Origin of the sequence: Selenomonas sputigena ATCC 35185 (genome assembly GCF_000208405.1) — a bacterium.
GTDB classification, from domain to species: domain Bacteria; phylum Bacillota; class Negativicutes; order Selenomonadales; family Selenomonadaceae; genus Selenomonas; species Selenomonas sputigena.
Genome location: NC_015437.1, coordinates 2,201,725 through 2,223,661 on the forward strand (window position 1 = coordinate 2,201,725; position 21,937 = coordinate 2,223,661).

At 60.1% G+C, this 21,937-nt stretch carries 24 protein-coding genes; 13 read left to right on the forward strand and 11 right to left on the reverse strand.

Going from position 1 to position 21,937, the window contains the following annotated elements:
* Nucleotides 1-285: 285 nt before the first annotated feature.
* Together hslO and SELSP_RS10140 are read right to left on the reverse strand one after the other, a co-directional pair.
* Nucleotides 286-1,170 (reverse strand): Hsp33 family molecular chaperone HslO, encoded by an 885-nt coding sequence (gene hslO / locus SELSP_RS10135; protein ID WP_006194030.1) that lies wholly within the window; start codon nucleotides 1,168-1,170, stop codon nucleotides 286-288.
* Between the two features lie 88 nt (nucleotides 1,171-1,258).
* Nucleotides 1,259-1,810, reverse strand: coding sequence for a hypothetical protein (locus tag SELSP_RS10140; protein ID WP_006194029.1), 552 nt, complete (start codon nucleotides 1,808-1,810; stop codon nucleotides 1,259-1,261).
* A 400-nt stretch (nucleotides 1,811-2,210) separates the two neighbouring features.
* On the opposite strand from SELSP_RS10140, the gene relB reads away from it, so the two are divergent.
* From relB to SELSP_RS10205, 13 genes are all read left to right on the forward strand, one after another.
* On the forward strand, nucleotides 2,211-2,432 hold the full coding sequence (gene relB, locus SELSP_RS10145) for a type II toxin-antitoxin system RelB family antitoxin (protein WP_013741006.1): 222 nt from the start codon (nucleotides 2,211-2,213) through the stop codon (nucleotides 2,430-2,432).
* Nucleotides 2,429-2,695 (forward strand): type II toxin-antitoxin system RelE family toxin, encoded by a 267-nt coding sequence (locus SELSP_RS10150; RefSeq protein WP_006194026.1) that lies wholly within the window; start codon nucleotides 2,429-2,431, stop codon nucleotides 2,693-2,695. Before relB ends, SELSP_RS10150 begins: the two co-directional genes overlap by 4 nt.
* Before the next feature lie 151 nt (nucleotides 2,696-2,846).
* Nucleotides 2,847-3,755 carry a 1-phosphofructokinase gene (gene pfkB, locus SELSP_RS10155; protein WP_006194025.1) on the forward strand — a complete coding sequence of 303 codons (909 nt, stop codon included), beginning with the start codon at nucleotides 2,847-2,849 and terminating at the stop codon, nucleotides 3,753-3,755.
* A gap of 29 nt (nucleotides 3,756-3,784) precedes the next feature.
* Entirely contained in the window at nucleotides 3,785-5,725 is a 1,941-nt protein-coding gene (locus SELSP_RS10160) for a PTS fructose transporter subunit IIABC (RefSeq protein ID WP_006194024.1), read from the forward strand.
* 36 nt (nucleotides 5,726-5,761) lie between these two features.
* On the forward strand, nucleotides 5,762-6,142 hold the full coding sequence (locus SELSP_RS10165) for an ArsR/SmtB family transcription factor (protein WP_232362398.1): 381 nt from the start codon (nucleotides 5,762-5,764) through the stop codon (nucleotides 6,140-6,142).
* Nucleotides 6,143-6,403: 261 nt separating this feature from the next.
* A complete protein-coding gene (locus SELSP_RS10170; RefSeq protein WP_006194022.1) occupies nucleotides 6,404-6,964 on the forward strand; it encodes a hypothetical protein in 561 nt (186 codons plus the stop codon).
* A 25-nt stretch (nucleotides 6,965-6,989) separates the two neighbouring features.
* A complete protein-coding gene (locus SELSP_RS10175; protein ID WP_006194021.1) occupies nucleotides 6,990-7,976 on the forward strand; it encodes an asparaginase in 987 nt (328 codons plus the stop codon).
* A 159-nt stretch (nucleotides 7,977-8,135) separates the two neighbouring features.
* Entirely contained in the window at nucleotides 8,136-9,866 is a 1,731-nt protein-coding gene (locus SELSP_RS10180; RefSeq protein WP_006194019.1) for an IS1096 element passenger TnpR family protein, read from the forward strand.
* The gene (gene ychF, locus SELSP_RS10185; protein ID WP_006194018.1) at nucleotides 9,863-10,969 is read left to right on the forward strand and encodes a redox-regulated ATPase YchF; all 1,107 of its coding nucleotides are present in this window, start codon (nucleotides 9,863-9,865) and stop codon (nucleotides 10,967-10,969) included. Before SELSP_RS10180 ends, ychF begins: the two co-directional genes overlap by 4 nt.
* A gap of 79 nt (nucleotides 10,970-11,048) precedes the next feature.
* Nucleotides 11,049-12,431: an MFS transporter gene (locus SELSP_RS10190; RefSeq protein WP_006194017.1), complete on the forward strand. Its 1,383-nt coding sequence runs from the start codon at nucleotides 11,049-11,051 to the stop codon at nucleotides 12,429-12,431.
* Nucleotides 12,432-12,448: 17 nt separating this feature from the next.
* Complete coding sequence (locus SELSP_RS10195) at nucleotides 12,449-12,640, forward strand: DUF951 domain-containing protein (protein WP_009646157.1); 192 nt, start codon at nucleotides 12,449-12,451, stop codon at nucleotides 12,638-12,640.
* A gap of 49 nt (nucleotides 12,641-12,689) precedes the next feature.
* Complete coding sequence (locus SELSP_RS10200) at nucleotides 12,690-13,337, forward strand: CheB methylesterase domain-containing protein (RefSeq protein WP_232362397.1); 648 nt, start codon at nucleotides 12,690-12,692, stop codon at nucleotides 13,335-13,337.
* 11 nt (nucleotides 13,338-13,348) lie between these two features.
* A complete protein-coding gene (locus tag SELSP_RS10205) occupies nucleotides 13,349-13,927 on the forward strand; it encodes a hypothetical protein (protein WP_006194014.1) in 579 nt (192 codons plus the stop codon).
* 339 nt (nucleotides 13,928-14,266) lie between these two features.
* On the opposite strand, the gene SELSP_RS10210 is transcribed toward SELSP_RS10205, so the two are convergent.
* The 9 genes from SELSP_RS10210 to SELSP_RS10250 form a co-directional block, all read right to left on the reverse strand.
* Entirely contained in the window at nucleotides 14,267-14,905 is a 639-nt protein-coding gene (locus tag SELSP_RS10210) for a DUF421 domain-containing protein (RefSeq protein ID WP_006194012.1), read from the reverse strand.
* 12 nt (nucleotides 14,906-14,917) lie between these two features.
* The gene (locus SELSP_RS10215) at nucleotides 14,918-15,370 is read right to left on the reverse strand and encodes a DUF3290 domain-containing protein (protein ID WP_013741007.1); all 453 of its coding nucleotides are present in this window, start codon (nucleotides 15,368-15,370) and stop codon (nucleotides 14,918-14,920) included.
* 63 nt (nucleotides 15,371-15,433) lie between these two features.
* Nucleotides 15,434-16,273 (reverse strand): metal ABC transporter permease, encoded by an 840-nt coding sequence (locus SELSP_RS10220; RefSeq protein ID WP_006194010.1) that lies wholly within the window; start codon nucleotides 16,271-16,273, stop codon nucleotides 15,434-15,436.
* On the reverse strand, nucleotides 16,273-17,145 hold the full coding sequence (locus SELSP_RS10225) for a metal ABC transporter ATP-binding protein (RefSeq protein ID WP_006194009.1): 873 nt from the start codon (nucleotides 17,143-17,145) through the stop codon (nucleotides 16,273-16,275). Before SELSP_RS10225 ends, SELSP_RS10220 begins: the two co-directional genes overlap by 1 nt.
* Nucleotides 17,146-17,199: 54 nt before the next feature.
* The gene (locus SELSP_RS10230) at nucleotides 17,200-17,937 is read right to left on the reverse strand and encodes an ABC transporter permease (protein WP_006194008.1); all 738 of its coding nucleotides are present in this window, start codon (nucleotides 17,935-17,937) and stop codon (nucleotides 17,200-17,202) included.
* Nucleotides 17,938-18,804: an ABC transporter ATP-binding protein gene (locus tag SELSP_RS10235; RefSeq protein ID WP_013741008.1), complete on the reverse strand. Its 867-nt coding sequence runs from the start codon at nucleotides 18,802-18,804 to the stop codon at nucleotides 17,938-17,940.
* A 347-nt stretch (nucleotides 18,805-19,151) separates the two neighbouring features.
* On the reverse strand, nucleotides 19,152-20,039 hold the full coding sequence (locus tag SELSP_RS10240; protein WP_006194005.1) for an ADP-ribosylglycohydrolase family protein: 888 nt from the start codon (nucleotides 20,037-20,039) through the stop codon (nucleotides 19,152-19,154).
* 92 nt (nucleotides 20,040-20,131) lie between these two features.
* Complete coding sequence (locus tag SELSP_RS10245; protein WP_006194004.1) at nucleotides 20,132-21,040, reverse strand: protein-ADP-ribose hydrolase; 909 nt, start codon at nucleotides 21,038-21,040, stop codon at nucleotides 20,132-20,134.
* Nucleotides 21,030-21,911, reverse strand: a complete 882-nt coding sequence (locus SELSP_RS10250; protein ID WP_013741010.1) for an SIR2 family NAD-dependent protein deacylase — start codon at nucleotides 21,909-21,911, stop codon at nucleotides 21,030-21,032. The genes SELSP_RS10245 and SELSP_RS10250 overlap by 11 nt, the downstream gene beginning before the upstream one ends.
* Nucleotides 21,912-21,937 lie beyond the last annotated feature (26 nt).

The following is a 21,937-nucleotide window of genomic DNA, read 5'->3' on the forward strand; positions in this document are numbered from 1 at the left end:
CATAGTAAATCCCGCCAGGGTGGAACTTACTCTGAAAAGCCTCGCTTTTCGGAGTGCGAAGCATGTCCTTCTTTCTAGCTTATCCCTTATGGTTCGGTCGCTTTTAAGACGATATTGTGCTCAGGTCATCCATTGCATACAAATTCTGATGCTTCTCGCACTTACTCCTATCGGCTTTCTTAGACTAAATCCCATAGACTTACATCAGCGGAAGTTACTTTGCGAATTTACGCACGATACGCTTTCGTGGCGATCAGAAATTCCTGCGTGCATGACAGAGTCTCCTCACCCCTTCGCCGCCCGCTCCTTCTCCGCGAGCAGCGCCTCCAAGTCCTCGCGCGTGAACGCGTACTTCTCGCCGCAGAAGTGACAGCAGACCTCCGCCTTGCCGTCGGCGACGAGGGATGCGAGATCCGCTGTGCCTAGGCTCAGAAGCACGGACTCGACGCGCTCCTTCGAGCATGAGCAGCGAAAGGCGAGGTCAGTCTCGGCGAGGACTTGCATTTCGCCCAAGCCCTGCAGGACGCGCCCGGCGATCTCATGCGCCGTCATGCCCTGATGCACCATGTCGGAGACGGCGGGAAGCGCGGCAAGATTCTCCTCCAACTGCGAAAGCGATTCCTCCGACGCGCCCGGCAATGGCTGTACGAAGAAACCACCAGCCGCCAGCACCGAGAGGTCGGGCGCAACGAGCACGCCGAGCGCGACGGAAGACGGCGTCTGCTCCGAATCGTACAGGTATCGCGTCAAGTCTTCGGCGATCTCACCCGTGACGATCTCAGACGATCCGGCGACAGGCTCCTTGAGTCCCGTGAAACGCGTGACCGTGACGAGTCCCGTACCAACGCCCGCGCCGACGTCGAGCTTTCCCTTTGCGTTCAGCGGCAGATTTACATGCGGATGCTCGACATAGCCGCGCACGAATCCCTCGGGCACGGCATCCGCCACGATGGCGCCCAGAGGCCCTGCGCCCGCGAACTTCACGGTCAGCGTCTCCTCGTTCTTGAGGTTCGCCGCGAGGAGCAGCGCCCCCGTCATCGTACGGCCGAGAGCCGCCGCCGCAACGGGCAGGCAGTCGTGGCGGCGCACGGCTTCGCCGACGAGATGCGTCGTGCGCGCCGCATAGATGCGGAAGTCGCCCGCCATCGCCTTGACCAAGGTGTCTTTCATCGGGAAAATTCCTCCTCCTTCAAGCAAGGCGGGTGAACACGCAGCGTGTCCACCCGCCTTATCTCTTATCTCTTATATCTTATATTCATCATTCATCCCACGCGTAGAGCACAAGGATGTCGGGCGCATGGACGGCGTCGTAGAAAGCGACGATCTTGCGCCCCGCCGCCTTGCACCACGCATGGCGCAGTGCGCCGCCCTTGTCCGGCGACTTCTCTTCCGAGCTGAAGAAGTCCGCACGCTCCGCCTCCGTCAGCCCCAGCGATTCCAAGGCGAGCGTCAGCACGCGCCGCAGAGCCAAAGAGCGCGGCACAGACGCCTTCTCGCTCTTCATGACGATGCTCGAAAGCGCCCCCGCCTCATTGACGTTCAGAAAGAGCCGCCCCTTCTCCTCAATGCCGAGGAGCTCGGCCTCATAGACGCGATAATTCTTGAGCTTCACGTCGTTCGACAGAAACGGCGCGGCAAGGCGCACGACGGAATCCTCACGCTGAGCCATATCGTTGTAACGCGCGACGAACGCCGCCGCATCGAGATCCGAAACGCGCACCGCATGGTTCGCCAGACAGACGCCTGCGCTCGTCACAAAAAATACGCCGGCAAGCGCAATGCCGCGCAAAAAGTCATGCCACAAGGTCAAAAGACGCCTCCCCAAAGACTATCCAAGCCACTATTTCAATGTGCAAACTACACGCACAAACATCCACTTCGTGGACATTGTGCGCCGCCCTTAATGAAAGTTTACCAATCCGTCTGCGCCCTTCGGGCTTGACTTCTTGGACTTTCATAGTAAACTACACGCACAAACGTCCACTTTGTGGACATTGTGCGCCGCCCTTAATGAAAGTTACCCAATCAGTCTGCGCCCTTCGGGCTTGACTTCTTGGACTTTCATAGTAAGCTCCATTATAGCACAACGGAGCGGGGATTCAAGAGAAATCGCGCCATCTGTCTGCGCCTGCACGGATTATTTATAAGGAAGGGAATTGACAGTCTCATACCGATGTAGTACATTGTAATTAACGAAAGGAGTGATGGAAATGAGCTTTTCAATCCGACTGACGGACACGGAGCGGGCGCTCGCCGAAAGCTACGCGAAGCTGCACGCGCTCTCGCTCGCCGAAGCATTCAAGCGGGCGCTCTTCGAAAAGATCGAGGACGAGTACGACATCGCGCTTGCCGACGAAGCGTATGAGGAGTACCTGGCAAACCCTACGACATACTCTCACGAGGAATTCTGGAATGATGTGATGACGCCGTGAAATCCTATCAATTAATTTACTCCGAGCGTGCAAAGAAAGATGTCAAGAAACTCGATCCATACACCAAGCAGATGATCAAGTCGTGGATCGAGAAGCGACTGCTGCACTCGGAAAATCCTCGTGCGCACGGCAAGGCGCTCACGGGAAACCACAAGGGCGAATGGCGCTACCGCATCGGCGACTACCGTCTGATCTGCGCCATTGAGGACGAGCGGCTCGTCATCCTCGCCCTCGCCCTCGGGCACAGGCGCGAGGTGTATTGACGTGCAAACGAGCGCAGAAAGATCTGCCGCACACGCCTTTGCCGCGAATGTCCGAGACGCAAAAGACTTCGATTCTTCTTGCCTTTTCATCCGTCCCTAAGGTATACTGAAATCGTGATAATCGGTGTCATATTGGATTGAGGTGAAGAATATGATTTACACCGTGACATTCAACCCGTCGCTCGACTACATCCTGCGGCTCGACTCGCTCGAAAAGGGCGAGATCAACCGCGTGACGTACGAGCATATCCTGCCCGGCGGCAAGGGACTGAACGTGTCGATGGTCTTGAAGAACCTCGGCCACGCGAGCCGCGCGCTGGGATTCGTGGCGGGATTTACGGGCGAGGCTGTCAAAAAGCAGTTCGAGAGCTTCGGCTGCGAAGCGGACTTCGTACACCTTGCCGAAGGATTTTCGCGCATCAACGTGAAGATCAAGGCGAAGGAAGAGACGGAAATCAACGGACAAGGGCCGCAAATTACAGAGGCGGCGCAGGAGGAGCTTTTCCAAAAGCTTGAAAAGCTCCAGGCGGGCGATACGCTCGTCCTGGCGGGCAGCATACCGAACACTTTGCCCGACGACATCTATGAGCGCATCATGGAGCGACTCGGAGGACGCTCCATCCGCATCATCGTCGACGCGACGAAGGGGCTGCTCCTCAAGGTCTTGAAGTACGGGCCGTGGCTCATCAAGCCGAACAACCACGAACTCGGCGAGATGTTCGATACGGAGCTCAAGACAGAAGAGGAGCTGATCGCGCACGCGAAGAAGCTGCAGGAGATGGGCGCGAAGAACGTGCTGATCTCGATGGCGGGCGAAGGCGCGCTCTTCCTGACGGAAAGCGGAGAATCCTTCAAGAGTCCCGCGCCCAAGGGAACGCTCGTGAACTCTGTCGGCGCGGGCGATTCGATGGTCGCAGGCTTCCTCGCCGGCTATGAAGAGTCGGGCGGCTCGTGGCGAGACGCCTTCTTCATGGGCATCGCGACAGGCTCTGCGTCGGCATTTTCCGAAAACCTCGCACGGCGTCCCGAAGTCGAGACGCTGTTAAAGACCATCGGCTGAACGCCGGCTGAAAGAAAGGAACGGTCGATATGCGTATTACGGACTTATTGAAGAGCGAGAGCATCGCGCTCGGCGCACAGCCAAAGGACAAGTATGACGCCATCGCCATCTTGACGGGGCTGATGGAAAAGGGCGGCAATCTCTCGGACAAGGCGCAGTACGAAAAGGACGTGCTCGCACGAGAAGCGTCGGGCACGACGGGACTCGGCGATGGCATCGCGACGCCGCACGCCAAGAGCGCGGGCGTCAAGGCGCCGGGGCTTGCAGCGATGACGGTGCCCGCAGGCATGGATTTCGAGGCGATGGATCAAAAGCCCTCGCGCCTCTTCTTTGAAATCGCCGCACCCGATACGGCGGCCGATGTGCATCTCGAAGTCCTGAGCAAACTCGCGACGATGATCATGGATCCCGACTTCAAGGAAACTCTGATTGCAGCGAAATCAAAGGAAGAATTCCTCTCGCTCATCGATGCGAAGGAAGATGGCAAATTCGAGGCTGCGGCAGAGCCTGCCCCCGCCGCAGCAGAAGCCGGCGCACAGGCAGCCGCACCGGTCGAAAGCACTGCAGCTCCTGCGGCAATCACCAAGAAGATCCTCGCCGTCACAGCGTGCCCGACGGGCATCGCACACACCTTCATGGCGGCGGAAAGCCTGGAGCAGCACGCGAAGAAGCGCGGCATCCCCATCAAGGTGGAAACGAACGGCTCAGGCGGCGCAAAGAACATCCTGACGGCGGCGGAAATCGCCGAGGCCGCCTGCATCATCGTCGCGGCGGACAAAAATGTAGAGATGGCGCGTTTCGACGGCAAGCCCGTCATTCAGACGAAGGTCGCGAACGGCATCAACAAGGCGGACGCGCTCTTGGACGAGGCGCTCTCCGGCACAGCGCCGATCTACCACCATGCGGGCGGCGCGGCTGCAGCGGAGGAAAGCGCGGCAGAGGACGAGAGCATCACGCGCCAAATCTACAAGCATCTGATGAACGGCGTCTCGCACATGCTGCCGTTCGTCATCGGCGGCGGCATCCTGATTGCCCTCGCCTTCCTCCTCGACACCTTCGACCCCGCCAACCCTGGAAACTTCGGCTCGAATCTCTGGTACGCCAAGACCTTCATGGACATCGGCGGCATCTCCTTCGGCTTCATGCTGCCCGTGCTCGCAGGCTTCATCGCCATGAGCATCGCGGACAGGCCGGGACTCGCCGTCGGCTTCGTGGGCGGCGCGCTCGCCTCTTCGAGCGGTGCGGGATTCTTGGGGGCGCTCATCGCGGGCTTCGTCGCGGGCTACGTCGTCAATGCACTCAAGAAGGTCTTCGCCGATCTGCCGCACTCTTTGGAAGGCATCAAGCCCGTGCTTCTCTATCCGCTCCTCGGCGTCTTCCTCGTGGGCGTCATCATGATCTTCGTGATCAACCCGCCCGTCGCCGGCATCAACAACTGGATGATCGAGACCTTGAAGGGCATGGACACGTCGAGCCGCATCTTCATCGGCGTCCTCATGGGTGGCATGATGGCGGTTGACATGGGCGGTCCCGTGAACAAGGCGGCCTACGTCGTCGGCACGGGAATGCTCGTATCGGGCGAATACGGCATCATGGCAGCGGTCATGGCGGGCGGCATGGTGCCGCCGATCGCCATCGCTCTTGCGACGACGTTCTTCAAGAGCCGCTTCACAGAGCAGCAGAGGAAATCGGGCGTCGTCAACTACATCATGGGTCTTTCGTTCATCACGGAGGGCGCGATCCCGTTTGCAGCAGCCGATCCACTGCGCGTGATTCCGTCGTGCGTCATTGGCTCGGCGACGGCGGGCGGCCTGTCGATGTTCTTTGACTGCACGCTGCGCGCACCGCACGGCGGCATCTTCGTCGTGCCGACAATCGGCAACCCGCTGCTCTATCTCGTCGCGATTTTCGCCGGCGCCGTCCTCAGCGCGCTCTGCCTCGGCATCGTCAAAAAGAAGGTCGAGGAATGACGGCACTGAAGAAGGACGGCACACGCTGAAATTCACTTGAAGGGACTGGAAACCATGCAGGAAACTCCCGTGCGCCTGCCGCACGATCACGGCCATCAAGAGGCCGCCCTGCCGCACATGCCCGATGCGGATACGCTCGCCACGGTATCGGCGGCCATGAAGCAGCTCGGTGACGCGACGCGGCTGCATATCTTCTGGTTCCTGTGCCATTACGAGGAATGCGTGATCAACATCGCCGCCTACATGCAGATGTCGAGTCCGGCGATCTCGCACCACCTGCGGCTCTTGAAGGCGAGCGGCCTCATCACCTCGCGGCGCGAAGGCAAGGAGATGTACTACCGCGCGGCCGAGACGCCGCTCGTCGAAGAACTGCACCACACAGTTGAACGAGTCGGGCGCATCTCGTGCCCACGATAAGGAAAAGCGCCGCGCCGGAAACGATACATTCGCGTGAGACGGCGTCCAACACGAACGCGGAATCTCGCAAGCTAAAGCCCGCCCATTCCCCTAAAGAACGACCAAGATTCAAACGCGCTTCGCTTGAACGAGAATCTTGGTCGAGGGGGAATGTGCGGGCTTTTTGACACTTGCTCAAAACGGTTCGCTTATGGCCGCCGCCCCACGCCACTCTCCAGTGTCCGCGCACCATTCTTATCATTTATACCAAAGGAGGATTTCATGTCATATACGGATTTTCAAATCGGCGAGAAATTTCCTCTGCCCATCCGCCAGCAAGGCGAGGGCGGACTTTTCCAGGTCGACGCGAACGGCGCGATGTTCATTTTGCAGCTCGCCAAGAGCGACATCATCGCCATCGAGGCCTTTCGCACGGGAGAGATGGAGCTTGCCCTCTACGAGACGGAAGGCGTCCTCTTCCTTCTCTATCGGATTCCCGGCATCTTCAAGGACGGCTGGGGCGACGCGCCGCTTTCCTTCGGCGGTCTTTCCAAGGGGCATCTGCCGTCAGAGGAGTCGCTCGCGAGAGCATCGCTGCACCTCTGCCTCGTCGACGCGCGGCTTTCCCTGCTGCTCGCACAGCGCGAGGCGCAGATGCCCGCCCCGTTCGCCGATTTTTTGCGCCGCCACACGCTTTCCGCCTTGGAAGCGCCTCTCGCGCCGCAGGACTTCGCCGCGCGCGTGCAAAGCATCTGGCAGCGCATGAACCCCGCCGAGATGCGCGAGAAGGCCGCCGTCATCTGGGAGATTCCGCTCGCGCTCAAGGGCGCTCCGCTGCATTGACGCGCACGAGGAAAGGAGCATTCGCATGAAGCCGAAAATCTGCATACTGACGACGGGCGGCACGATCGCAGGCGCGGCGGCGCGTTCCGATGCGCTCACAGGCTACCGCGCGGGCGCACTCGGCGCGGACGAACTTCTCGCCGCCGTGCCCGAAATTGCAGACGTCTGCGCCATCGAGAGCGAGGAGGTCGCCGCCATCGACAGCAAGGATATGACGGAGACAGTCTGGCTGCATCTTGCCGCCCGCATCGAGGCGGCGCTCGCTGCGGGCGCGGCGGGCATCGTCGTCACGCACGGCACGGATACGCTCGAAGAGACGGCGTACTTCCTGCATCTTGTCGTAAAGAGCGAAAAGCCCGTCGTCCTGACGGGCGCAATGCGCCCCGCGACGGCGCTCTCCGCCGACGGCCCCTTGAACCTCCTCGACGCCGTGCGACTTGCCGCCAGCCCCGAAGCGCACGGACAGGGCGCGCTCGTCGTGCTGAACGGCGAAATCCACAGCACACGCGACGTCCAAAAGGTGCATACGACGGCCGTGCAGGCGTTCGTCTCGCCCGATGTCGGTGCGCTCGGCCGCATGGAAGACGGGACGCCGCATTTTCGCCGCCGCGTGCTCACGCGTCATACGCGCGAGAGCGAATTCGACCTTGCGGGCGTGACGGCCCTTCCCTATGTGCCGATCCTCTACGGCCATGCAGGCGCGGACATCCGTCTCGCCCGCGCCGCCATCGAGAGCGGCGCGGCGGGCATCGTCCACGCGGGCACAGGCAACGGCAGCATACACGAAGCGCTGCTCGCGACACTCGCCGATGCCGCAGGAAAAGGCATCGGCGTCGTGCGCGCGAGCCGCACGGGCGCGGGCGCGGTGCTCTTCGCCGAGAGCGCCTACGCGGACGCGGGCTTCATCGACGCCGACACGCTGCCGCCCGCCAAGGCGCGCATCCTGCTCGCTCTCGCGCTCTTAAAGACAAACGACCGCGACGAAATTCAGCGCATGTTCCGCGAATATTGACACAAAAGGGCTTTCATGCACAGACAACAGCGCATGAAAGCCCTTTCCCCAAAAGACGCGCGAAGAAGTCTTGTGCGTCCCACTGGAATAACTGCCCGCGATGGAGTATAATAGAGAGAGTATGATTTGGGGTCGTGTGCCGTCCGAAGGGAGAGTTACATGAAGGCCTATGAGTTGAAAATCGCTTTGCGCGGACAGTCGCCGGAGGTTTGGCGGCGCGTTCTCGTGCCCGAGGAGCTGACGTTTTCACAGCTCGCACTCGTCTTCAACCTGGCGATGGGTTGGGAGAAGGAAACGGTGTTCTCCTTCCTGCTGCCGCACAAGAAGATGGTCATCACCGAACTGTCGGAAGAGCAGGCGCATGGCGAGCGCCTGAAAGAAGCTGCCGTGGTGCAAATCTGCAGCCATCTGGAACGTGCGGGCGCCTTTCTTTACCTCTACGCAAACCGGCGCGAGATGCGCCACGACGTGCATCTGGAAAAGATTGTCGAGCCGTGGAGCGGCAGAGCGCCGCAGGTGCTCGAATGGAGCGGCGCGCGCACGGCGGCAGCAGTACTCGAAGGCGCGAAAGATGCGGAAGACAGCGTCCACTACGATATGGACGCCGTGAACGAGAAGCTCGCCCTTTGGTGCCGCCTTGACCGACGGCGCTACGAGGATCGCCCGCTGACAAAGCTGTACGAGGATATGGAGGCGGGGAGATACGGCTTTTCCGCCTACAAGTACAAGATGCGTTCCATCGAGGGGACGAACGCCACGCCGGAAGCGCAGAAAACCTTCTTTTCCACGGTCTTTCACCAGCGCCTGCAGGATACGGAGGACGAAGAGCGCGTGCCGCCGACGCTTCGCGACATGTTCGCAGGCTTCGCCAAGGAAGAGCTGCTCTCGATTGCCGAACAAAAGGGCATCGAGGTGCGCCACGGCATGCGCAAGCAGGACATCATCCGTCAGCTGACGAAGCAGATGCTCGATCCTCGCGTCATGGAAGAGTACTTCCTCTGCCTGAGCGACGAAGAGGTCCTTTCCCTGCAGCAGCTGCTCGCCAACCTTGACGACTTCGAGGAAGAATCGGAGCACAACTTCGAGACCCTTTCGACCGCGGGATACATCGCCGAAACGCCCGAATTTGAACTCGTTATCTCACGCGACGTCGCCGCAGGGTTCATACCCTTCGCCGTGGACATGGGCGAGGAGCTGTACGACAGGCGCAGAAGGCGCACATGGCTCATCAACACGATTCTCACGGCGAACGTCCTCTACAGCGTGACGCCGCTCGACATCCTGTGCCGCATCTACAACCAAGGCGGCATCGGCGACCTGAAGCCTGCGGAAATCAAAAAGGAAATGGAAAAGATTCCGCCCGAGTTCCTCGCCGGCTACTGGCAGCGAGGCGACGTCTTCATCTCCGAAGGGATGGACGAAGAGGAGATCCGCGTCATCCTGGAATCGCAGGGCGACGGCGACTTCTACATCCCCGCCACAGAGGAAATCCCTCTCTTCGCACAGGGGCTTGCGCTTTCCGATCCGAACGACGAGCAGGCGCTGGGTCTCTTCTTCCACGAAACGCTCTCCTACGATGAGGAGGAAACCGTGGAAATCATGCGGCACATCCATTGGACACTGCTCGCGGGCGCTCCCGTTTCCTTCGTGCGCGACATGCTTAAGGACGACGGCTATTTTGACGCGCTGACGAAGGAACAGGACGTCACCCTGCGCCGCCTGCTGAACCGACTGCACGACAGCACGCGCTCCGTCGCGAACCGCGGCTTCACGACGAACGAGATCAAGGAGCGACAGCAAGCAGCACGCGCAAAAAAAGAAGAGCGCAAGAAGGCCTCGCGCCAAAAAGTCATTTTTTTGAAAGACAGGAACAAGGAGAAATCACATTGAGCAATCTGGACGTAGGTATCGTAGGTCTGCCGAATGTCGGCAAAAGCACCCTTTTCAACGCGATTACGAAGGCGGGCGCAGAAGCGGCGAACTATCCCTTCTGCACGATCGAGCCGAACGTCGGCGTCGTCGACGTGCCCGACGCGCGCCTTGCGGTGCTGCACGAGATGTACCAGTCGAAGAAGACGACGCCCGCCTCCGTGCGCTTCGTCGACATCGCCGGCCTCGTCGCTGGCGCGTCGAAGGGCGAAGGACTCGGCAACAAGTTCCTGGAGCACATCCGGCAGGTCGACGCCATCGCCCACGTCGTGCGCTGCTTCGAGGATACGAACATCACGCACGTCGCGGCGACGATCGACCCCGTGCGCGACATCGAGACGATTTTGACGGAATTGTGCCTTGCCGATCTCGAAGTCCTTGAAAAGCGCATCATGAAGCTCGCCAAGCTCGCCAAGAGCGGCAGCAAGGAGGCGAAAGCGGAGGACGAGGTGCTGCGCCGCATCAAGGCTTGCCTCGAAGAGGGCAAGTCGGCCAGAAGCCTCGATCTCACGGAGGACGAGCTATCGCTCATCCGCGAGATGAACTTCCTGACCTTGAAGCCCATGCTCTACGTCGCCAACGTCGCCGAGGACGAGGCGGCAAAGGACGGCGCGGGAAATGCGCACGTCGCCGCCGTGCGCGACTACGCGGCAAAGGAAGGATCGGAAGTCGTCGTCGTCTCAGCGCGCGTAGAGTCGGAAATCGCCGAACTCGACGCGGAGGACGCGAAGTCCTTCCTCGAAGAACTCGGCCTTACGGAAAGCGGACTCGACCGTCTGATCAAGGCGGCATTCGAGCTTCTGGGACTCTTGACGTTCCTGACGGCAGGGCCGGACGAGTGCCGCGCCTGGACGATCGTGCGCGGCACGACGGCGCCCAAAGCGGCAGGCAAGATTCACTCCGACATCGAACGCGGCTTCATCCGCGCGGAGATCGTCAACTACGACGACCTCGTCGCTGCGGGCAGCACGGCGGCCGCCCGCGAAAAGGGGCAAGTGCGCCTCGAAGGCAAGGACTATGTGATGCAGGACGGCGACGTGACGTACTTCCGCTTCAACGTGTGAGTTTGCAGCGCGTGAAACGAGGACGGGGCGCGTGCGCCGCTTCCCCGATCTATTTCTATCGCAATAGGAGGCGGCGGCCATGACAGCACAAAAGCGGATCTTTTCGGCAGTCCTGCTCACGTCCTTCATGGGGCCGTTTCTCGGCAGCTGCATCAACATCGCCATCCCGACGATCGCCGTGGAGTTCTCGTGTCCCGCGACGGATCTCTCGTGGCTCGCGACCGCCTTCCTCTTGGGCGCCGTCGCCCTGCTCCTGCCTTTTGGCCGCATGGCGGACATCCTCGGCCGATGTCGCATCTATGCGATCGGCACGGCGGCGATGGCCGCCGTCTCCTTCGTCGCGGCGTTTTCCCCCTCGGCCTCCTTCCTCATCGCCATGCGCGCCCTGCAGGGACTGTCCCTGGGGCTCGTCTTTTCGAGCGGCATGGCGCTCCTCGTGGCGGCACATCCCGCAAAGCAGCGCGGGCGCGCTATCGGCTACTCCGCCGCCGCCACCTACGTCGGACTGTCCTTGGGGCCTGTGATCGGCGGTCTCGTCACGCAGCACCTGGACTGGCGGCTTCTCTTCGTCCTCACCTCCATCGTCATCCTCGTGAGCAGCCTGCTCGTACGCACCATCAAAGAAGATTGGTACGGCGAGCGAGAAGGCGGCTTCGATCTGCCCGGCGCCGTCTTCTACACGGCTGCGAGCACGCTGACGCTCTACGGACTTTCCTCTCTCGCCGCCTTCCCCTGGATGCGCTTCGTTCTTCTCGCGGGACTCGTTTTTCTCGCGCTCTTCCTTTGGCAAGAGCGGCGGGCGAGCACGCCGCTCCTTCATCTCTCGCTTTTTGCGAACACGGTCTTTGCCATGAGCAACCTCGCCGCGTTTTTGAACTACAGCGCGACGTATGCAATCGGCTTTTTGCTCTCGCTCTACCTGCAGCTCGTGCGCGGCCTCGACGCTTCGACGGCGGGCGTCGTCCTGCTCCTGCAGCCCTTGATGATGGCGATCCTCTCGCCCATCGCGGGAGCGCTCTCCGACAAGCACGAGCCGCGCCTCGTCGCGAGCTTCGGCATGGCGCTGACGACCGCGGGCATCTTCTTCTGCTCGCTCTTCGATGCCGGGACGCCGCTTCCCCTCATCGCGGCTGCCTGCGTCATCATCGGCATCGGTTTCGGCTTCTTCTCGCCGGCAAACAACAATGCCATCATGGGCGCCGTCTCCAAGAAGCTCTACGGCGTCGCCTCTTCCATGGTCTCGGTCATGCGCCTCTCGGGACAGGCTGTCTCCATGGCGGTCGTGACCCTGCTGCTCGCACAAGCGACACTTCCCGCAGCCGCCGACTGGACGGAGGAACTTTCAGCGGCGATCCGCCTCATCTTCTCCTGTCTGACCGTCTCATGCGTTGCCGGCGTCATCGCCTCGCTCATGCGCGGCAGGAGAAAAACAGCCGAAGAGGACGCGAGCGGATATGAATGACGGAAAGGAGTGCAGCCATGCAGCGCTATGAACCGGGCGACATCGTGCGCATGAAGAAGCGCCACCCGTGCGGCAGCGACCTCTGGCGCATCCTGCGCACAGGCACGGACTTCGGCCTCAAGTGCGAAGGCTGCGGGCGCTTCGTGCAGATCGGGCGCGAGAAATTCCTGCGCCTCGTGCGCGAGGTCAAGGAAAAGCCGGACACTTAAAGCCATTCCTTCGGGTGATAAAAGCATGAATGAAAGGAGGAGAAGCGACATGGAAAGCGGCAAGAGCGATAAGAGGGGCAAGACGAGCCTTTTTCCTGTCGCCATGCCTCCGGCATCGACGAAGGAAAAGCAGCTGATCGCCATCGGCGCTTCGACGGGCGGTACGGAAGCGATCGCGGCCATCCTCAAGAACCTCGCGCCGCCGCTCCCTCCCATCGTCATCGTGCAGCACATCCCGCCCATCTTCAGCAACCACTTTGCGCACAGACTCAACGCCATATCGAAGCTCACGGTCAAGGAAGCCGAGGACGGCGAAACCATCAAGGACTCGACCGCCTACGTCGCGCCTGGAGGTCAGCACATGAAGCTCGAAAGGCGTTCGGGCAGGCTCGTCGTCACATGCACGAAGGGCGATCCCGTGAACTGGGTGCGCCCGTCCGCCGACGTCCTCTTCTTCACCGTAGCAGAACTCGTCGGTGACGCAGCGCTCGGCGTCATCCTCACAGGCATGGGCGCGGACGGCGCGAAGGGACTCTTCGCCATGCGCCACGCGGGCGCCATGACGTTCGGTCAGGACGAAGCCTCATGCGTCGTCTACGGCATGCCGCGCGCGGCCTTCGAGCTGGGAGCAGTCGAGCGGCAGCTGCCGCTCGCGATGATGGCGGGCGCGATCACGCAGGCCGTGCGCGGGCGATAGAAAGGACTTTTATGGAAATCAGCAACCTCGCCTGCCCCAACTGCGGCAGTGAAAACACAGTATCCGTTCCTCTCATGTACAAGAGAGGCCACGCCACGGGAACGGCAACGCATAAGGAAATCGTTGGCTACGACGTAGAAACGACGACCACCACCTATTCAGACGGCTCGAAAAAAACAGAGGAGACCGGCCGGCATGCCGTCTACGGCGATGTCACGCGCCCAACTTACACTGTAACTGATCTTGCCCGTGAAATCGCTCCACCGTCCGAGCCAAAGCTCAAGCAACTTGAACATGACACTATGACGGTTGGCTGCGTTTCTTTTGGCTGCCTGCTACCAATCCTGTCACTTGTCATAAGCCTAGTGGCCTACAAATTTTCAAAGCTCTCGGGTCTGGAAAATACCTTGACCTATATCGCTGCGGCACTCGTCATTTGGAAACTCTGGAACGACCGCAGAACTACAAACAAGAAAAATCGCGCACGGAAAGAAGAATATGATCAAGCCATGGAAGAATATACGCGCCGTCTTGCGGAGTGGGAAAAACTCTTCATCTGCATGCGCTGTGGTCATATCTTTAGGCCATAGCCTCCTTCCGAAAAAAAAACGAGCGACTGTATGAGACATCTCCCCGTTTCATACAGTCGCTCGTTTTCTTCTCTACAAATCCCTTATATCTCACAAATCCCGATCCTGCGCAGATAATTATATGTTCCATCATAATATTCTGGTCTACGCGTAGCATCACTTAAGTCACCTTGCGGTATGAAAATGACCAGTCCCTGTCTCGCTCTTGTCAGAAGAACCCGATAGGCAAAATCTGATCTGCTTCACATGCAAGAAAACCTTGGATTTCACTGGAACAATACGATCTTCTCACCTTATCCCTCCCTGAATACATCCGTCACATTCCTCCTTCGTGCCTTTTCACGCCCGCGCCTCATACGGATAGACCGTGAGTGCACCCTCCTTGTACTCGCCGATGTAGACATCCTTGAGTTCATATCCCTGCTCTCGAAGCGCCGCGTCGAGCCAGATCCGATCCTTGTCGGCAAGTTCCAAGGCTTCCTCGTCCGCCTGCCCATCGACGACGACGGGATAGCGTGCGTTCTGCTCGCCGTACTGGATGACCGTGAGCTGACCGTTCGGCTCAAGAACGGCACGCTTGACGTCCTTGACGAAGTAGACGCCCGCCGTGCGCAGCTTCAGATGGATGTCGTGCGCCAAGAGTCCCCGCCTCATGCACTCTTCGACGTCGAGCTTGCCGCGCTCGATGATGCGCACGGGATGTCCGTCGACGAAGGATTTGACGGCGCTGCTGTTCGACTTCATGTATTTCAGGAGCAGGACGAGCATAGTCCAAGCGATGAGCACGAGGATGAAGTCCATGACAGAAATATTCTCGTTGTATATGACGCCGCCGATGATGGCGCCGAGAACGTAGTTCTGCACCTGATCCGTCGCGGAGCTAGGCGCGAGATTTCCCTTGCCGAGGAGATTGATCTGCAGCACGAGGCACAGAAGTCCGAGCGCGAGTTTTGCCAAGACCAGTGAATATGTGAGCATTGCGCGTCCCTCCTAAGAATCCTTGTCAACGATCTTCACGTCACGCGTCATCAGATGCGTTTCCTCGTACTTGAAGGACGTGTAATCGCCGTTGAACGTGATCTCGTAATACTTGCCCTCCGCTTCGACGAGAAGTCCCTGCTTGAGGTGCGTGGAACTCGTGCGAATCTCCTCGGGCGACACCTCCAGCTCCTCGCCGAGATTGTGCAAAAATCCCGCCATGCGCGAAGTCTGCTCGCGATCGCTCTTCGTCTGGCTGAAGCTGTTCCACTGTGCGCCGCCCAGGAAGGCGACGGCAAGGAAGAGGATGACAATGAGGTCGCGATAGCGCGTGACGAGACGGTTGCGAAAATACTTGATGATGGCAACGAGCAGCGCGAAAAGCATGAGAAAAGACACGCCGTACCGTACAGCGTCGTTGATCTGACTGTGCTGCACGATGTAAGCATAGGTATAGAACTGCAAGAAAAGCACCTCCCATAGTGCGGCGAACCGCCGTGAAAAAAGAACTGCCGCGAGAGCGCAGCCTCAGCGCACAAAGTACGGTTTCAACAGCAATGTGAGGAAAAAGACGGCGGCAGCGACGACGACGATGCTCGCCCCCGCCGCCATGTTGCAGTAGTAGGCGAGCAAGAGCCCCGCAACCCCCGAAAAGAGCGCGACGGCAACGGAGAGCAGATGGTAGCTCTTGACGTCCTGCGCGATATTCCTTGCGGCGGCGGCGGGCAGCACGAGCAGCGAGTTGATGATGAGAAGCCCGACCCACTGGATGCTGACGGCGACGACGACGGCGAGCACGGAAGCAAAAAGCCCCTCCGTGAGGAAGGCGGCGACGCCTCGGCTTCTGGCGAACGACGCGTTGATCGAGAGCACGAGAAGCGAGTTAAACACGAGAGCCCAGACGAGGACGACGGCGAGAAAGACGAAGAAGAGCGAGCCGATTTCCTCGGGCGAGATGGAAAGAAGATCGCCGATCAGGTATGAGGAATATTTGTTGAAGCCGCCGCCCCGGCTCATGAGCATGAGGCCGAGCGCGATGCCCGTAGACGAGAAAACGCCGATGATCGTGTCCGTCGACGCGCTGCTGCGGTTCTTGATGTAAGTGATGAGGAGCGCGAAGACAACGGAGAAGGCGACGAGCGAGAGGAGCGGCGAGAGCCAACCTAAGAGCACGCCGACGGCAAGCCCCGTGAAAGCGCCGTGTCCCAGAGAGTCCGAGAAGAACGCCATGCGGTTCGACACGACCATCGTGCTCAGAAGCCCGAAGAGCGGCGTCACGAGCAGCACGGCGAGAAAGGCATTCTTCATGAAGCCGTGCTGCAGCCAGTCGAAGGGCAGAGCGCTGAGAAGCGCATAGAGGAGTTCCATCAGTGCATCGCCCCGCTTTCCTTCTCCGACTCGGCCTGCAGTGACTCATTTATCAGAGCTTCATCCTGCAGCGCATCGGGCGCCGTCTCCATTTTCTGCGGCGCTGCGCCCGCGAGCATGCCGAAGATCTTCTTCGTGCGTGCGTCGCCGAAGACCTCGGCGGGCGTGCCGCTCGTGACAACTTTATGGTCGAGCAGCACGACCTGGTCAGCATACTTTGCAACGAGGTTCAGATCGTGCGAGATCAGAATGATCGCCATGTCCTCTTGGGCGCGAAGCTCGGCAACGATATTGTAAAAAAGCTCCAAGCCGTTCTGGTCGACGCCCGAGACAGGCTCATCGAGGAGCAGCAGGTCGGGCACGGGATCGAGCGCGAGCGCAAGAAGCACACGCTGCAGTTCGCCGCCCGACAGTGCGCCGAGCCGCCGGTCGATGAGGTGCTCGGCATGGACGCGCGCGAGGCTCTTCAAGACGCGCGGCCGCAAGGACTTCGCGGGAAAGAGCCAGACGGGGCGGCGCGAGAGGCACGCCATGAAGATGTCCATGACGCTCGTCGGCGAACTGACGTCGAAGCGCAGGTACTGCGGCACATAGCCGATGACGGGCTGCCCCGTGCGCCTTCCCGCCGCGTCCGCATAGGAGAGCCTCCCCTTGTGCGGCACTTCGCCGAGGATGGCACGAAGGAGCGTCGATTTTCCCGCGCCGTTCGGCCCGATGAGCGCCGTGAGCTGTCCGCAGTGGACGTGAAGGTTCACGCCCGAAAAGATTTCCACGCGCCCGAAGGATACGGCGAAGTCTTCGATCTTCGTGCAGCAGAGATGGCCGCAGTCGTCCGCAGAACGCGCGCGATGATGCAGGATATTCTTGAACAAGGAGACGCCCCTTTCTAAGGAATCATGGAGAAAAATGTGGGAACGCGAAAGCGCCTAGCGCGTCAGCCGGGAAAAAGACCGGTTCGCGAACCAGAAGCAAAGGAGCGCGTAGAAGACGAGCGCACCGAAAGAAAGCGCAGACGCCGCCTCGCCGCCCGCGAGTGCACGCAGGAGCACGCTCGTATGCGTGAGCGGCAGAAGCTCGATGAGGACGCGCACGACCTCGGGCAAAGCCTTCGTCGAGAAGAACGTGCCGCAGAGGAACGACATCGGCAGCAGGATGTATGTATTGACCTGCCCCATCTCTTCGTACGTCTCGATCTTCATCGCTGCGATGAAGCCGATCTCCGCAAAGATCACGCAGTTCAGCACGAGCACGAGAAGAAAGAGCGGGGAAAGAGAGAGCTTCGCGCCGAAAAGGCAGGCGAGCACGACGATGATGGCAGAGGAAATGAGTCCGCGCAATACGGCTGCGAGCACCTTGCCGATGACGAAGGCCGCCGGACGGATCGGCGCGACGAGGTACTCTTCAAGGCTCTTGTGGTAAATGCGCTCGGCATGCACGGGAATCACGCTGTTGAAGCTGATGTTCATGGAATTGAGCGCGAGGATGCCCGGCACGAGGAAGTCGAGATAGGTGCCGGAAGACACCGATATGCTCCTGCCCAGACCCCAGCCGAAGGCGACGAGGTAGAGGAGCGGCGCGACCATGCGGCTCAGGATGAACTTCGCCAAGCGGCGCTTCAAGACGATCCAATCGCGCCAGAAGACCGTCCATATATCATAGAGCACTCACAGCCCCTCCTTTCGCCCCGTCAGCTCGATGAAGGCGTCCTCCAGATTCGAGCGGCGGATGCTCGCCGCGCCGTCGAGCGCGGCGGCAAACGCGGCGGCGTCTTTGCGCCCTGTGAAGTAGCGGTACTCACGCCCCGCTTCGCCGTCCCACTCGACGACGAAATCGCCGAGCCTTTCGCGCAGGGCGGCGGGCGCATCGAGCGCCGCTAGCTTGCCGCGATTCATGATGGCGACGCGCGCGCAAAGGCTCTCCGCCTCCTCGATGTAATGCGTCGTCAACAGCACCGTCACACCTTCGTGCGCCATTTGCCGGATCAGCTCCCAGATGCGCCGCCGCACCTGCGGGTCGAGCGCGACCGTCGGCTCGTCGAGGAAGAGGATGCGCGGGCGATGCACGAGGGCGCGCGCGATGAGAAGTCTGCGCTTCATGCCGCCCGACAGACGCCGCACGGGATCGCGCCGCACGCCCTCAAGCTCGACGAAGGCGAGCAGCTCTTCTATGCGTGCTCGGCGCTCCGCCGCCCCGATATGATGCAGGCGAGCGTGCAGCTCAAGATTCTCGCCCGCCGTCAAATCCTGGTCGAAGTTCACCTGCTGCGGCACGACGCCGATCAGCTCCTTGACCGCCGCTTCATTTCCCTCAAGCGGCCTGCCCTCGTAGAAAATTGCACCCGAAGTCGGCTGCGTGAGCATCGTCAACATGCGGATCGTCGTCGTCTTGCCCGCGCCGTTCGGCCCTAAAAGCCCGAAGATCTCCCCGCGTGCGACAGCAAAAGAAAGCCCGTCTACCGCACGCTTCACCGCTGCCTTTCCCGCAGCATCGGTATGACGAAACTCCTTGACAAGATTTTCCACGCGAACCAAGGCAGCACCTCCTCAGCCTGCAACTTTTTCTCTTCGTTGGTAGATTACTACAGGGAGCACGCCGCGTCAAGCATGCGAAGAGAAAAATCACCGTCTGCCGTACTTCGTGCCGCGTCCGCTGCCAAAAATCGTATCGCACGGAAAAATTTTTCCTGCCGCACGCAAATGATACGAAAATTTCTATCGTTCCATTTACGTGCGAACGATAGCACGAAAAATATTTTTTCGTACCGCACAAAAAAATATCATGGAACACAAGCTGCAAAATTCATATAGAAAAAGCCCTCGACGAAAATCATCGAAGGCTTTTCTTCAATTGTACTCCCAAAGATTTCAATCGAAAGCGCCTACATGGATGCTCGTGATCTTTCCTGCCCCGTTGAACAGGAACTTAGCTGCCGCGCCTCGTCAAACGCAGCGAGTACCGCGAGCATCTCCTGCGGCAGACGGCGGCGGCATTCCGCCTTCAGCTCTTCGGGCACGCCGTAGAAGGCTTCGGCAATACTGCCCGCGATGCAGGCGACCGTATCCGTATCGCCGCCGATGGACACGGCATTTCGCACGGTATCCTCGAAATCCGTGCTTTCGAGGAACGAGAGGATCGCCTCGGGCACAGACCCTTGGCATGTAGCGTCCATCGCGTAAAAGGGGCGAATCTCATCGAGCGTGCGCGACAAATCGTAGCCGAACTCCCGCACGATATAATCCTTGATTTCTTCCTTCGACTTTCCCCCACGCGAGAGGAATATAGCGCTCGCCGTCGCCTCCGCGCCCTTGATTCCCTCCGCATGGTTATGCGTGATGACCGCCGTCTGCCTTGCTACCTCGCGCGTCCTTGCGAGCGTATCATAGAGCCAGCCCGCAGCGGCGACGCGCATCGCCGAGCCGTTGCCGAAACTGCCGTACGGCTCAGGCTCGTCACTTGCCAGCCAGCGGCGGAAGAGTCCGCCGTAACCGACGCGCGGATACCTCCTGCCCCAGCGCTGCATCGCGCGAACGACCGCCGCACAAACCGCCGCTTCGTCCGCCTCTTCTCCCACTTCCAACAAAGCGTCCGCCACGGCGATCGTCATCACCGTATCATCCGTAAAGCGCGAGCCTTGACTGAACAGAGGAAAATCCTTCGTCTTCGCGCCGCGGTCGAATTCATACGGTGAACCGATCATATCGCCTAAGATTGCACCATACATAAGACGGTCTCCTTTCCGCTCCCCGTTTGTCCCAACGACTTTCATCGTCTTATACCCAATATTTCTGCACAGACCACGGGCGTTCGTGCGTGCAATTTGACGATCGCGCAGGATTTCTCAAAAAAGCATCAAAAATATCAAAGCTGAAAGATCCTGCGATAAATCGCCAAATCCTCGTCCTTGAACACATTGAACACGATGCGCATCGGCGTGTCATGCGCCTGAAGCCATGCGCGGCAGGTCGCGACGGCTGTCTCGGCGGCTTCCTGCGGCGGGTAGTGAAACTCGCCCGTCGAGATGCAGCAGAAGGCGACGGAGGCCAATCTTCGCTCCGCCGCGAGGTCGAGGCACGCGCGGTAGCATGAAACGAGGCATTGCTGTGCTTCGTGCGTGACGCCCGCGAATACTCCCGGCTCATGGACAGGACTTCCCGCAGGCGCGATGATCGGGCCGACCGTATGAAGCACATGACGAGCGGGCAGATTGAATCCCGGCGTAATCTTCGCGCGCCCGGCAGGCTCCGGATGTCCCTGTTCCCGCATGATTTCATCGCAGGCGGCGCGAAGGGCGAGTCCCGCCGCCGAGTGGATCGCATTGTCAATGCAGCGGTGCAGCGGCACGAAGCAGCCGCGCAGGGCGGAATTCGCCGCATTGACGATGGCGTCGACGGCAAGGCGCGTGATATCGCCCTGCCAGAGCACGAAGTTTTCATCCGCAGTGTCCATACCCGCACCGCTCGCCGCGCCGCGTGCCATAGCCGTGCGCCGCTCCTCCGCCACCGTCGGCAGAGCCGCGCCGTCGACGACGCCTCGCGCCTCGCGCTCCTCTTTCAGAAGCTCATCCTGCACGCGCAGGAATTCCACCTGCAAGGGGATTGCCGGACGCACGTTCATCAAGGCACGCAGAAAGTCGCGCTGCGCCTGCTCCACGTCCGGCACATGCTCGGCTTCCTCGCGGTAAACGGGCATCTCCGTCAGAAGATGCTCGATGAGGAACGCGACCTTCTCTCTGCGGCCTTCTGCGCTTTCCTGCGCTTCAATCGCCATGCCCCGCACTCCTTTCCATCACCTCCTGCAGTGCCTTCAAGGAGGCGTCAATATCGCCGTCGACGAGGATGCTCTGCGCGGTGATTTCCTGCGGCGCGACGGCTTCCCCCTGATTCATCACGCAATAGACGGCTGCGGGATTCTCCTTCGTCAGCGCCCAGAACGGATACTTGATGATGCCCGGCGTATTCGCGCCGACGCCGAATTCCCAATAGAGCACGCGCCCCGTCTGATGCGCACGCAAAAATTCTTGATACCGTTTCGCCGCCTCATGCCAGCCCGCATCCTCGACAAAGGTGCTGTCCGCACGCAGATTCATCCCCATCGGCTCACCGCAGCGAGGGCAATGCGGCACAAGCTCTCGCGGCACGCGCATCGCCTCCTGCTCGGCGACCATGCGGCGAACCGTATCATAGTTGTCATACGTCGCATCGTGACAGGGCACGGAGCACTGCCAAAGGCCATAGTCGCCCTGCGTATAAAAGAGCCGTTCCTTCGGAAAGCCGTTGTCTTGAAAAAAATGATCGACATTCGTCGTGATGACGAAAAAGTCCTTGCTGCAAAGCACCGAAAGGAGACGCTGATAGAGCGCATTCTGTCGCTCCTCGTAGCGGTTGATCCAGATATAGCGGCTCCAATACGCCCACTTTTCTTCAAGCGTCGGGAATGGATAGAAGCCGCCCTCGTACATATTGCGGAAGTGATAGCGCTCGATAAAGTCGGCAAAATGCTTTTGAAAGCGTGCGCCGTCGTACAGATAGCCGGCAGCCACTGAAAGCCCTGCGCCCGCACCGACGACAACCGCCTCCGCCTCAAAAAGCGCCTGCCGCAGGCGCTCGATCTGCTGAACCATCGGAGGATTCGATGCCATTTACTTTCCCTCATTTCGATGTTCCG

What these genes read in the sequence shown, in the direction of transcription:
- SELSP_RS10220 (WP_006194010.1), bottom strand. Translation starts at nt 16,273, where the DNA reads ATGGAACTCCTCTATGCGCTTCTCAGCGCTCTGCCCTTCGACTGGCTG.
- pfkB (WP_006194025.1), top strand. Translation starts at nt 2,847, where the DNA reads ATGATTTACACCGTGACATTCAACCCGTCGCTCGACTACATCCTGCGG.
- SELSP_RS10245 (WP_006194004.1), bottom strand. Translation starts at nt 21,040, where the DNA reads ATGGCGATTGAAGCGCAGGAAAGCGCAGAAGGCCGCAGAGAGAAGGTC.
- relB (WP_013741006.1), top strand. Translation starts at nt 2,211, where the DNA reads ATGAGCTTTTCAATCCGACTGACGGACACGGAGCGGGCGCTCGCCGAA.
- SELSP_RS10180 (WP_006194019.1), top strand. Translation starts at nt 8,136, where the DNA reads ATGAAGGCCTATGAGTTGAAAATCGCTTTGCGCGGACAGTCGCCGGAG.
- SELSP_RS10190 (WP_006194017.1), top strand. Translation starts at nt 11,049, where the DNA reads ATGACAGCACAAAAGCGGATCTTTTCGGCAGTCCTGCTCACGTCCTTC.
- SELSP_RS10250 (WP_013741010.1), bottom strand. Translation starts at nt 21,911, where the DNA reads ATGGCATCGAATCCTCCGATGGTTCAGCAGATCGAGCGCCTGCGGCAG.
- SELSP_RS10200 (WP_232362397.1), top strand. Translation starts at nt 12,690, where the DNA reads ATGGAAAGCGGCAAGAGCGATAAGAGGGGCAAGACGAGCCTTTTTCCT.
- SELSP_RS10195 (WP_009646157.1), top strand. Translation starts at nt 12,449, where the DNA reads ATGCAGCGCTATGAACCGGGCGACATCGTGCGCATGAAGAAGCGCCAC.
- SELSP_RS10170 (WP_006194022.1), top strand. Translation starts at nt 6,404, where the DNA reads ATGTCATATACGGATTTTCAAATCGGCGAGAAATTTCCTCTGCCCATC.
- SELSP_RS10175 (WP_006194021.1), top strand. Translation starts at nt 6,990, where the DNA reads ATGAAGCCGAAAATCTGCATACTGACGACGGGCGGCACGATCGCAGGC.
- SELSP_RS10205 (WP_006194014.1), top strand. Translation starts at nt 13,349, where the DNA reads ATGGAAATCAGCAACCTCGCCTGCCCCAACTGCGGCAGTGAAAACACA.
- SELSP_RS10160 (WP_006194024.1), top strand. Translation starts at nt 3,785, where the DNA reads ATGCGTATTACGGACTTATTGAAGAGCGAGAGCATCGCGCTCGGCGCA.
- SELSP_RS10240 (WP_006194005.1), bottom strand. Translation starts at nt 20,039, where the DNA reads ATGAAAGTCGTTGGGACAAACGGGGAGCGGAAAGGAGACCGTCTTATG.
- hslO (WP_006194030.1), bottom strand. Translation starts at nt 1,170, where the DNA reads ATGAAAGACACCTTGGTCAAGGCGATGGCGGGCGACTTCCGCATCTAT.
- SELSP_RS10210 (WP_006194012.1), bottom strand. Translation starts at nt 14,905, where the DNA reads ATGCTCACATATTCACTGGTCTTGGCAAAACTCGCGCTCGGACTTCTG.